10 protein-coding genes are annotated in these 12003 nt (G+C 45.9%); 1 reads left to right on the top strand and 9 read right to left on the bottom strand.

All coding sequences use genetic code 11. The annotated features are described in order from the left end of the window. From AC1WIP_RS05015 to AC1WIP_RS05000, 4 genes are all read right to left on the bottom strand, one after another. Positions 1 to 3500, bottom strand: a 3500-nt coding sequence (locus AC1WIP_RS05015) for a DUF5717 family protein (protein WP_481140788.1), incomplete at its 3' end; no start/stop codon positions are given. A 69-nt stretch (positions 3501 to 3569) separates the two neighbouring features. Next, positions 3570 to 4445, bottom strand: coding sequence for a hypothetical protein (locus tag AC1WIP_RS05010; protein WP_481140787.1), 876 nt, complete (start codon positions 4443 to 4445; stop codon positions 3570 to 3572). Then, the gene (locus tag AC1WIP_RS05005) at positions 4439 to 5140 is read right to left on the bottom strand and encodes an ABC transporter ATP-binding protein (protein ID WP_481140786.1); all 702 of its coding nucleotides are present in this window, start codon (positions 5138 to 5140) and stop codon (positions 4439 to 4441) included. The genes AC1WIP_RS05010 and AC1WIP_RS05005 overlap by 7 nt, the downstream gene beginning before the upstream one ends. Beyond that, the gene (locus tag AC1WIP_RS05000; protein WP_481140785.1) at positions 5133 to 5510 is read right to left on the bottom strand and encodes a GntR family transcriptional regulator; all 378 of its coding nucleotides are present in this window, start codon (positions 5508 to 5510) and stop codon (positions 5133 to 5135) included. Before AC1WIP_RS05000 ends, AC1WIP_RS05005 begins: the two co-directional genes overlap by 8 nt. A gap of 149 nt (positions 5511 to 5659) precedes the next feature. Between AC1WIP_RS05000 and AC1WIP_RS04995 the strand changes: the two genes are divergently transcribed. Continuing rightward, a complete protein-coding gene (locus tag AC1WIP_RS04995; protein WP_481140784.1) occupies positions 5660 to 6940 on the top strand; it encodes a peptidoglycan-binding protein in 1281 nt (426 codons plus the stop codon). Positions 6941 to 7008: 68 nt separating this feature from the next. On the opposite strand, the gene AC1WIP_RS04990 is transcribed toward AC1WIP_RS04995, so the two are convergent. The 5 genes from AC1WIP_RS04990 to AC1WIP_RS04970 form a co-directional block, all read right to left on the bottom strand. After that, the gene (locus AC1WIP_RS04990) at positions 7009 to 8118 is read right to left on the bottom strand and encodes a hypothetical protein (protein WP_481140783.1); all 1110 of its coding nucleotides are present in this window, start codon (positions 8116 to 8118) and stop codon (positions 7009 to 7011) included. Positions 8119 to 8245: 127 nt separating this feature from the next. Next, positions 8246 to 9499, bottom strand: coding sequence for an ATP-binding protein (locus tag AC1WIP_RS04985; RefSeq protein ID WP_481140782.1), 1254 nt, complete (start codon positions 9497 to 9499; stop codon positions 8246 to 8248). 150 nt (positions 9500 to 9649) lie between these two features. Next, positions 9650 to 9937, bottom strand: a complete 288-nt coding sequence (locus tag AC1WIP_RS04980) for a hypothetical protein (RefSeq protein WP_481140781.1) — start codon at positions 9935 to 9937, stop codon at positions 9650 to 9652. A gap of 65 nt (positions 9938 to 10002) precedes the next feature. Then, positions 10003 to 10710 (bottom strand): DUF6033 family protein, encoded by a 708-nt coding sequence (locus AC1WIP_RS04975; RefSeq protein ID WP_481140780.1) that lies wholly within the window; start codon positions 10708 to 10710, stop codon positions 10003 to 10005. A 40-nt stretch (positions 10711 to 10750) separates the two neighbouring features. Beyond that, positions 10751 to 11692, bottom strand: coding sequence for a hypothetical protein (locus AC1WIP_RS04970; RefSeq protein ID WP_481140779.1), 942 nt, complete (start codon positions 11690 to 11692; stop codon positions 10751 to 10753). Positions 11693 to 12003 lie beyond the last annotated feature (311 nt).

Here is a 12003-nt window from a genome sequence, read left to right as displayed (position 1 = left end):
GTATCATACTCCTTAAGATTTTTGCTGGTTAAAATCTCATTGATCAGCCGAAAGCTCCCATCCTGCGCACCTTCCTGCCCCTCCTTCTTCTGCAGGCTGCCGCTCTGGGAAAACTGCTCCTCTCCGCCCTTTTCCTCCGTGATATAATATTGCAGGGTCTCTCCGAAAAAAAGCACAAATTCTGCAAAGCAAACGCCCCCGCAGACCTCCCGCATATACTCCCTGCGGTATTCGCCGGATTCTCCGTTTTCATCCACAATCACATAATGAATGCAGGCTCTGCCCCCTGGTTTTGTATGATATTCCACAATGGTCTTATCCGCCATATCCTGGCTCAGGGCGCCGCACAAAGAATAAGAGCGCAGAAAATCCAGATGGATATGCTCCTCTTTCATGGTCTCCAAAAAGGCTTCCGCCATTTCCCTTTCCCCTTCCTCCAGACTTTTACTGTCTACAGCATAAAACTTCAGCCAGGCCAGCCTGCATACCTTCTGCACCTCTTCTTTTCTCAGATACATATTCCTGATTTCCTGGAATACGTACTCCTGGGTTTCACGGTCCTTTACAAAATAATCATAGGCGCATTGTGCCAGAAAAGCCTCCTCCACCTCTTTTTTTGCTCCCTGGGAGACATAATAGCGGAAAATTTCCATTTTTTCTTCCACAAAGGAACCAGAATACAGCATCTGAAGCAGAATCCTCTCAGAAAGCTTATAACAGTCCACCTCGTAGGAAATGGCAGCCTTCCAGATATCCCGCATATTCTGGGTAAGCCCTTTATAATAAAGGGTCAGATAAGCAAGAATGATTCCATCATATTTTCCCTGGTCAAATACATACTCCGCCCCTTTCGTAAGCACAGGCTCCTCCAGAAACTGGTTTTCCTCTATTAATGGGCCCAGCACCCGCAGCAAAACCTTCGCGTCCGCAAAGCAGGGCCCGTACCAGGAAAGCCATTGATGGGCCAGAGAATAGCTGCCGCAAAGCGCCATATACCGAAACACTTCCCTGCGCCCCTCCCAGGTCAGGTTCTTGGCAGGTATACTGCCAAGATATTCGTCCAAAAGCCTCATCTGATCCGTGTCATAATAATGACGCAGAATTTTCAGATAAAGCTCACGCTTTACCCAAAGGGCTGACTGTCCAGAACCCGTAATCCTAAGCGCTCTCTCCACATCCTCCCTGGTTTCCAGCTTCCATCCATCCTTTGCACTCAAATACAAGTCAAGCTCCATACAGTCTTTCACATAGGGCGTAATCAGGGGAAGAAAGCTCCCCGGCTCCATCATTCGTTCCAGCGTATAGTCGGCGCTTTTGGTGAAACGGTTCCCCCAGGCATCCTCAAGCACTATGGTATATTCGGTTCCATAAAGGGCAATCCAGGCACACCCATCAGCGAGCGTATACTGCATGGGCTGCAGGTTCCCCGGCTGATAAACAAAAACCCGTTTCATTCCCTCGTCCTTTGTTCTGATTTCCCAGGCAAACAAAAGTCTTGCCAATGAGTCAGCAAGCTGTGGGGTGATAATATCCGGAGTGATAAACTCACGGTAAAGATTCGCCAGATTCCTGTTTATATGTCCCTTTTGTATCTGTTCCACCACAAAACGCTCCATGCGGGCCCTGTAGGAAGCATATAAATCTTCCAGCTGATTTCTGTTCTGCAGAATATAATCGTAAAGATATGCGCTGTGGGCAAAGTCCAGGTTATTCTGGTAGGAGAAATACAGTAAAACCATCTTGGGCAAGGGCTGGCTGACGCGCAGGTCAAGAGACATCATAAAATATTCATACAGGTTGGTGATGCGAAGCTGCGCCTCCACGCCGGCCTTATACCAGGAAAAATAGGCAGACCCCGCCTTTCCTCCCTTTATCAAAAGGGTGCATATCTCCTGCAGTACTCTCTCATCCGGCCTGGTTTCGTGAAGCTTTGACAAAATCTGAAAAAGCACCGGAGAAAACTCCTTCACCCTGCCAGAAAGGTACAAAAGCTGCTCTGCCGCCTCCGGGGCCAAAGTCTGCTTTCTTACACCATACCACAGCACCTGCAGCTCAAATCCACCCAGCCTGCGAAGCAGGGTGGGATTGTGGTTTACAAGCAGCAGAGCCTCTATGTAAAGAACAGGGCTTGTACAGCCCCTTTCAAACTGCTTCTCTAAAAAGACCCACTTTCCGGAAGCCGAACGGTTTAACTCCTGGGAAAGATAAAGCAAAAGCCACGCAGTCCGCCAGTTGGACACATCCTGCCTGTATATCTGCCGCACCTGAGCCTCCGCCCTCTCCACATATTTTTCGTCCCTGTTTAACAATGTGGTCAGATATAGATAGTAGGCCCGCAGCGTGCTGTCCCCATCGGCACCCTTTAACTGCTCTGCCACATGCTCAAGCAGCCATCCTGCTTCATGATACCTCTCCTCCGTAATCATAAGCTGTGCCTGAAACAGCCTGGCTGCCGGATTTTTCCCATCCAAAGCCACCAGCGTTTCCACCAGCTTTCCTGTCTCCTTCAGCCAGGTGGTCCTGCTGATCTTTTTCAGCCGGAATGCCTGATAGAAATCCATTATGTGCACCACCGTGCGCTTACGCGCAAGCTCCCCACGGCTGCTTTTCATCCCTCCGTCCACCCGGACCGTCACGGGAATCAAAACAGATACATAAGAATTGTACAGGCGGACCTGTCCAAAATTTTTTCCCCAATGACACAGGCTGCCGTCAATAAACACTGGCAGGCTGCAGCAATTTCCCAAAAAATCATCGTCTGTAAGAATCTCCTTTTCCGTGAACAGGAAATCTCCCTCACATTCCACCTGCAGTCTGGTATAGCCCCAGCCCCTGCGCACAACGGACAATTCCCTCTCCCACACAGAATAGGAGTTCCCTGTGCCGGACAATTCCATGACAATTTCCTGCTCTTTTACAGTGTACTGGTTTTTCTGCTTTTTATCTGCATGGATCAGAAATTCCTCTACGTTTTGCTCCCATCCTTCATAAGCAGACAGCCCCCGGTACACATCCAGATACTGAGAATCACTTTCCTCCAAAATATGTTCAAAATCCGGCGAATAAAACAGATTTACCGCCTCCTGCCAGCTGCTTTTGGCAAGGTTTGCAAAATGAAACAGATTTTTGATCACGCCTATAGATGAATCTACCGCCGCATATTCCGCCTCAGCTACAAAGGGAAGATAATATTCCCCCTGATTGCTGACAACGAAAAAAGACCCCTTCACTACTTCGCCCTCCTCCATGTTCTCTCCATGGAAGCAGAAAGAGATCTCTACATCGTTTCCCGAAAACTCCGGGGTCAAACATTCCATTCTCAAATCCGATACGGTCACATAGCCCTCAATAAAGCGTCCTGCGGGGGAGCTTATGCAGAAGGAACCCTCATAAAGGGAACCTGCAGGCAGAGCGATTTCCACATTGGCGCAGGAAAAATCAAGCCCTCCGCCTTCATAGTCAAAGTTCCCCTCCAAAATCCGATTTATGATTTTCTGCATGCTGCTCACCCGCTTTTGTCTGGTATCTGCATACATTATAGCAAAGAATCAGACACAGGGCAAATCCTATTATTCCAGATCGAATTTTCTCACAAGAATCATCCGGGCCACAAAATAAAGCACCGCCCCCATAACCAGTGTAAGAAGAAAGGACGCGTCAAAAATATTGTTGTAATAATCCAAAAACCAGACATCGTTTTGATTGGGCTGCATTACGAAGCTTACCGTAAAAGGTAACTGTACCACAGAGCCCAGAATTCCGTTTAGAATGCTCACGCCGATGTAACAGACAATAGCCATCAGAGCCCGGTATTTGGAAAAAAGCTGTCCGATTGTAATGGAGCCAAACAGCATGGCTATGGAGCAGAAGGAACCGATCAGGCAGGTGAGAATCACAATGACCGCCAGATGGATGACTCTCACCCGCAACATTTCTCCCGCTCCTCCAAACAGCTCTGCCATAGCGGCGCCAAACTCCTGGAAAATCTCCACAGGAGTAATCTGCAGATACATGCCAAAAAAGGCAGAAAACAACGCGGCTATGGAGGCCGCTATTGCCAAAAGAACCAAAATCATCCAAATGCCGCCCACCAATATCTTGCTGACCAAAAGCTGATCAGCCGTAACCGGCAGCGTATGGGTAAGATACCCCTCATCCGTATACATACTTTTATAAAAATGGACTCCCAGATAAATCAGAATCCCGTAGGAAGCTCCTGTCAACGCCAAAACGTACAGAATAAACGTCAAAACAGCCATTCCATCCCAGATGCCAAAGGACGCACCCACGCTTCCTCCGTTTTCCACAGCCCTGAGAGCGGCGTCAAGGGCCGGCATTTTCAGCGAAAGGCAGCCCAGAACCGTAAAGGCAGCTACACAGGCTAAGATCAGGCAGCACACCTTGTAGGTGCCCTTCCATTCATATTTAATCAATTTCCCTAACATGAGAACACCTCCCTGAAGTATCCATCCACAGATTTCCCGTACTTCTCCCTGATATAATCTACGGAAGCATAAAGCGTCAGATGGCCGTATTTCATAAATACCACCTCATCCAGAACCTGTTCAATATCGCCGATCAGGTGGGTGGAAATCAATACCGTGGCTTCCGGATTGTAATTATTGATAATGGTGCGCAGAATATAGTCTCTTGCGGCAGGGTCTACGCCCGCAATGGGCTCATCCAGGATATACAAATCTGCATTTCTGCACATAACTAAAATCAGCTGCACCTTCTCCCTGGTTCCCTTGGACAGTGTCCTTATCTTTATGGAAGGATCTATGTTCAGGCTGCGAAGCATTTCAAGGGCCTTCTCCCTGGAAAAGTCTTTATAAAAGTCACAGAAAAAATCTAAAGCCTCGCTGATTTTCCAGCTCACCGGAAGATATGTCCGATCCGGCAGGTATGCAACCCTTGCCTTGCTCCCTGTTCCCACATACTCTCCGCATATCTTGATGCTCCCCTGGGTTGGCTTTAACAGCCCGGTGAGCATTTTAATCAGGGTGGTCTTGCCGCTTCCATTGGGCCCCAAAAGCCCGATAATCCTTCCCTTTGGCAGTGTCAGCGTCAGATTATTGACCGCTATGTTCCTTTTATCGTACGCCTTGGTCAGTCCAACCACTTCTATCAGTTCATTCATAGCTCTCTTCTCCCTCACAACCTCTTTTCACCAGTTGATATATTTCTTCCTCTGTAAATCCAAGCTCCTTCATTTTTGAGAAAAAAAACAGGATATGCTCCTTCGCCAGTTTACGGCGGATGCTCTTAATCAGCTCCTCATCTTCCGTAACCGTTCTGCCGTTAGTTCTCTGTGTCACAATCAGTCCACTCCTCTCAAGCTCCGCAAACGCCTTCTGCATTGTATTGGGATTCACCGCCGCTTCCGCCGCCAGCTCCCGCACACTGGGAAGCTTCCCTCCCGGCGGATAGCCGCCCGATACGATCTGCATCTGAATCCGCTCCACCAGCTGAGCATAAATGGGCCTGTCAGAATCCAAGCTCCATGCCATACGCATCTTCCTTTCCGTGATACATCTCTTTACTGTATTACTTATGTAACACAATAGTACACCCTAATTCCTATTTCGTCAATATCTTTTGGTTTAATTTTAAAAAAATGCGCATATATATACCATAACCAACCATATGAGGTTTCATAATGTCTGATTTTAACTTACATGCAGCCCAGACGCCCCAGCCCATTGACTCCCAATATGCAGGCGCTCTGAAAATCAGCGTAGTTTCTGCCATAGGCTTGATTCCGGTGGAAAATGCCACAGTGGTAATCTCCTATACCGGCGATCCGGACGCCCCTCTTATGACGCTGACCACGGACAGCTCCGGTCAGACGCCCATCGTGGAGCTTCCCGCCCCTGCACTGGCGCTCTCCTTAGAGCCCTCCCCCAGCGAACAGCCCTATTCCGAGTACAACATCTCCGTTACAGCCAGGGGCTATGAGCCCGTTCTTGTGACCGGCTCGGAAATTCTGGCCGATGAGCTTTCTCTTCAGCCCATACGGATGAACCCCTTGGAGATGACAGAGGAGGAAGAAAAAATCGTAGTCATTCCAGCACATACCCTTTTTGCGGAATATCCTCCCAAAATTCCGGAGGATGAAATCAAGCCCATGGCGGAGACCGGGGAGATTGTTTTAAGCCGGGTGGTGATTCCCGAATATATCATCGTGCACGACGGCGTTCCAAGCGATTCCACCGCCCCCAACTACTGGGTCCGCTACAAGGATTACATCAAAAATGTGGCCTCCTGTGAGATTTACTCCACCTGGCCCGAGAGCAGCCTCTATGCCAATATTCTTGCGATTTTGTCCTTCACCCTAAACAGGGTATACACGGAGTGGTATCGAAACCAGGGCTATGATTTTACCATAACCTCCTCCACCGCCTATGATCAGAAATGGGTATACGGGCGAAATATCTATGAGAATATCGATGTGCTTGTGGATACCATATTTGCCAACTATCTGTCCCGTCCCGGCGTAAGACAGCCCATTCTCACCTCCTACTGCGACGGGCAGCGGGTCACCTGCGCAGGCTTAAGCCAGTGGGGCTCCAAATATCTTGGGGACGAGGGGTATTCCGCCATTGAGATTATACGGTATTATTTTGGAAACGATATGTACATTAACACTGCAGAAATGATCTCCGGCGTACCCTCCTCCTGGCCCGGCTATGATCTCACCATAGGCTCCGCCGGGGAAAAGGTGCTGCAGCTGCAAAACCAGCTTAACCGCATCGCACGCAACTATCCCGCCATCCCTGCCATTGCGGCGGACGGCATCTACGGGCCCGCCACTGCCGAGGCTGTGCGCACCTTCCAGGGGATTTTTAATCTTCCCCAGACCGGCGTCACCGATTACGCCACCTGGTTTGAGATATCCGATATCTATGTGGGAGTCACCCGCATCGCAGAGCCGGGATAAAAAGCGGCATAGCAAAGGAGCTGGCACACGAATCATTCGTATGACAGCTCCTTTTGCTGAAAATTTCTTTATCTGCAATTTTCCTGGGCTTTTAACAGCTTTAGCCGTCTCTGGAACATTTCTCTTTCCGCCGCATCGTCAAACCAGGTCATATCCACTTCCTGCATCTGGTTTAACCCTACTGCTTTAACGGCCTCCACTGCCGCCTCCTTTTGCGTCATCTTCGCTACAGTGGTCAGGCAATTAGAACCTTCCAGACTGTCATACGCCTGAAACGCCTTGTTAAAGTCCATTAAATCGTAAAGACGAAGGGGGCGGTTGGTTCTATTATCCACAAGCAGCCCCCAATTTCCCCAATGCCTGTCTGTATTGCCTATTAAATAATCTATAATATTCATCATATAGTAGGAATACCCGTCCAGCTGTAAAATGTATTCTAAGGCGCTCATTTCATGGTTGGCTGCATAAACCTCAAAGTATTCCATAGGCACAATGCTTTGCTGCAGGGACGTGATGATTTTGCTGACAGACACCTTCTGCCCATCATAAAAAGACGCTTCATACTCCACTTGATTTACCCGAAAGCACCTTGCTATCCTGCTTGCCAAAAGCTCGTGCTCCACAGGTTCTAATCCCCCGTCTTTCAGCAGCCAGAAGCCGTCCGGCTTTCTAACCCATGCTTTGGGATAGCAGCCCTGAGTCCCCAAATCATCCGCTATCAGATGCCTGTTTTGTATGGTCATCTGCCTGCCTCTGAGGGAAACGTCCACAAAAGCCGATTCCAAATGGTTTTCATATAAATTAATTTCGGCAAAGCTCTGCCTCTCATCCTTTTCCTTTGTCCAAAAAATATCCATGAGGGATAAACAATGATAAGACAGGGCGATCTGGGCCCGTTCTCTGTCCGTAGCAGCTTGTGTGGCGCCAATACTATTTAAGATCTCCTTGGCATATTCTCTGTCCAGTGTCAGAACGCGGGAAGCACACCAATGATAAAAGTTGTCCAGATTTTGTATCCTTCCGTCTATATCCTCCTCGGCGGCCTGCTCCAAATATAAATTGTATGGCAGCAGCTCCTCCATATAAATATGGCACATGCCATTTCTGCGGACAGCAGCGACCTTCCTGCTTCCGTGCATAATTTCGTATTCCTGCCATTTTGGATGAAACGGCTCCATGCTTCTCTCACCTTCCTCCTGCATTCCTGCCGCAAAAATCTCGTATTATTATAGCACGCAGCCTCCTGAAAGTCATTATTCTCTTTTGCTTTCTTATGTGGTATCTTCAATCCGATGAAATTTGTGATTAAAATTCCAAACTATCTACGTTCAACAGGAAATACTTCATACCCATAATTACAAAGCCTTCATCATTTCTCCAGGGCTTTTTCGTTCCATTTACGATAACGATCTTCTTAAATGAATCCGGAATATTTCGAAGTGAATTAAATTCCTGTGTCTGCTTTTCCTCAGAAGTCATATCATAAGCCACCTGAATGTAATATCTCTGACTGCCCTGGTTTACTACGAAATCAACCTCTAACTGCTTATGAACTCTCTTTCCTTCACTATTCTTTGCAAAAACATCCACAATACCGACATCCACATTGTAGCCGCGCACAAGCAGCTCATTATAAACTATGTTCTCCATAATATGAGCAGGCTCCTGCTGTCTGAAATTCAGCCTGGCATTTCTAAGCCCCACATCCGAAAAATAATATTTCAGATTTGCTCCCACATATTTTCTCCCCTTAATATCATATCTGCCTGCTTTAGAAATCAAAAATGCCTCTGCCAGATAATCAATATGGTTCGATATGGTCTTATTGCTGTAATTGATACCTCGTTCACTTTTGAAAGTATTTGATATCTTAGTTGGATTGGTCAGAGCACCTATGGCAGAGGCAAGAATATCAACCAAAGTTCCAATTTCATCAACATTCTGAATTTTATTACGCTCTACCACATCCTTGATATAAACATTGGTAAAAATATTTTTTAGGTACTCAGCCTTTTGGCGTTCCACGGAAAATTGTGCTACCTGCGGCAATCCACCATATATCATATACTCCTCCCAGGCATCATCATAATCTCCATCGAAAGCCGCATAAAACTCTGCAAAGGACAACGGATAAATTCTTATCTCATCTCCTCTTCCTCTAAATTCAGTTACAATATCACTGGATAAAAATTTAGAATTACTGCCGGTTACATATACATCAATATTTCTGATGCGAATCAGACTGTTCAGAACCTCTTCAAATCGCGGCATAAACTGTACTTCATCCAAGAGCAGATAATACTTCCGGTCATCTTTCATCGCGTCTTTGATATACTGATAACACTTCTTTGGATCTCTCAGCTCCTCATTTTCAATGCCATCCAGCGCAATCTCAATGATGTGTTCACTATCCACACCGTTCTCCAGTAAATACTTCTTAAACAACACAAATAACAGGAATGATTTGCCGCATCTCCTGATTCCCGTGATAATCTTAATCATTCCATTATCTTTTCTTATCTTTAACTGTTCAAGGTAGGAATCCCTCTTAATTTCCATAATATCACTCCTTATTTCTGTGCAATGCACGAATTTTAGTAATGCTATTTTACCGCTAAATTATTTTTACTTCAATAGACATTACTATTTTTTGTGCATTTGCACTTTTTTATGTAGTGATTAAACAAGATATGTAAAAAGGATACCTGCTTATATGCTTTTCCCAAACCCCGAGGCTAATTCTCTATTTATTATAGATACAAGGAAAGCCCGATTATTGTTCTGAAAAGCCTTCAGGCTCTCAATAAAGGCAGCTTTGCTTTCCGTCTTTATATCCGCAAAGGTTGTGTCTAAGACCATCAGTTGTATAGACCAAATTACTTCCGTGACCGAAATAATTTCCCTTTTTACACCATAATTCATATTTCCAGCTTCATCTGCGGTTCCGGCATCTGCTCTCCGGTGGCATCCTTTCTTCAAATTTTCTTTCACTATCACATTGAGTAATTTTCTCCTGATATGTATTAGAAATCCTCATAATCTGCCTCCATGATACATCCCATTTATGCCTTAACATCAAAACCTGACAGCGAGGCCCCGCCAGCCGTATTAGAGAAATTCCATTTGCTTACAAGGCTCCATGTCATATCTCTTACGTTTGTTCCCTGTATCGTTATGGAATACTCATTTCCGGCTTTCTCTGCCTGCTCTGCCATTCTTCTCTCAGCCGCCTTTTGCTCATCCGCTTTTTTCTCTGCACGTCTTTCAGCAGCTTTTTCCTCTGCCTCCTTTTTCTCCCGTGCTCTTTTTTCCGCATTTTCTCTTGCTATTTTTCCATCCGGATCATTGGTACAGCCGCCCATGAAAGTGATATTTCCATCATCTCCAATTATATATGTGGCATATGTACAAACCGGACTCCCCGGCATAGTCTTTGTAAAATTGACAAGCGACTTTACACAATCTGTAATAGCCGCCAAATTTTCCTCCAAATACTTTGCTTTTTCCGGGTCATTCATGCACTTTTGCAAGAATGCACTTGAAACGGATACCGTTGTCGGAACGCCCAGCATGGATGTCGTCCCTGTATTCATATAACTGTATTTGCCCTGCAAGTATTTCGAATAATCATTTACGCTGCTATAGCCCGTCTTAATCTGCTCAGTTTTTGTCACACCGGCGGTTGATGTTTTTAATTCAACCGTGCTTGTTGTCACTTTACTTTCTCTTTCAGATGTATAACTGCCGCTGTTTATACCTGTGATTTCCATATCTTACCTCTCCTCTTACTAAAAATTGATATAAATTCTATTATATGGAACGGCTTGGGTATTTAATTTCCGTCGATGTAAATTCATCCTCCGCCGAAACGTTGATATGTCCGCTGCTGTCTATGGCATACTCTTTGCCGTAGACGGAAAAGGTATCTCCCTCTTGATAGCCGATTTCTATCCAGTCTATGTCGTTCAACTGCTTTATTTCTGCGTCCACATTTATGGTCTTACCGGATTCCTGTAAAATATAAGTATGTTTTCCAGCTCCCGCATCTATGGAAAAGAAGCCTGGGGAAATCCCGACTTTCTTACAGGTCGCTAAAACTTCATCCCTGCTGTATCCCCACAGACTCTTCCCCTGTGCCAGATCAGACAGGATATTACTTGCCTTCCGCATTTCCCACTTATAATTTGTCCCTTTTTGACCGGTATGCTCTGCAAGCAGTGATTCTGAAGCTGCCCAGCCGATCCGCCCATTATTGACAGTCCACGGGTATCTGCTGCCGCTTGCTGTTGTCCATGAATAATAGCTTTTATTGTTCAGAACCAGAGAATTGTTTACAGCACAAATGCCGGACAAAGCGCCTGTGTTAATTTTCGGCACCGCATAATTGGGTACTACCTGTCTGCTCCCGTTACAGTCAAAGGAAATAACACCATACTCCTTAAAATCGGGATTATACCCACAGGAAACATTCTCCCCAAAATTGATTGCATCCAGAATGGCACTTGAATTATGATAGTTTGCAAAATAAAACGTCAACTCACCTGCAGAGACGTTTGCGCTTTTATCTATCAGGGCAGCAATGGATTCTCTCGAAAAGCTCCGGGCCGTGTCAGAAATGCTTAAACTATCCTGTTTTTTATTATTTCCTGCTCCAAGCAATATCTGTATTGCTTTTTGGTGCCTTGCCGCCTCTGCCTGCTTTGAATAGGTCAATAGCTGGCTTGCTGCGTTTACATCTGTTACTGATTTCATGATTACCCTCCAAACTTTTCACATTTTCTGCCAGTCACTTAATTATCTGACTTCTGTTTATGCCCAAACATCAAATACCGGACGGCTGCTTTCTGTTGAGTGATATACGCTTTCTTTTGTTGAAGTATTTTGGAACACTCGACAAACTATTCTCAACCCCATCCATTTTCATCATCTCACCACCTCATTTTGATGATTGTGAAAAGTTATGGCATAATGGCAGCCTCCCTTTTTTAAAGCTTAATATCCACATGATCAAGGACTGCCGAAATTTCCTCTGCTTCTCCCGATGGGCTTTTTGCAGTCTCCTT

Source organism: Acetatifactor sp. (assembly GCF_982438285.1).
Note: the sequence above shows the minus strand (reverse complement) of the source record. Positions and strands in the feature narration are given on the sequence as shown.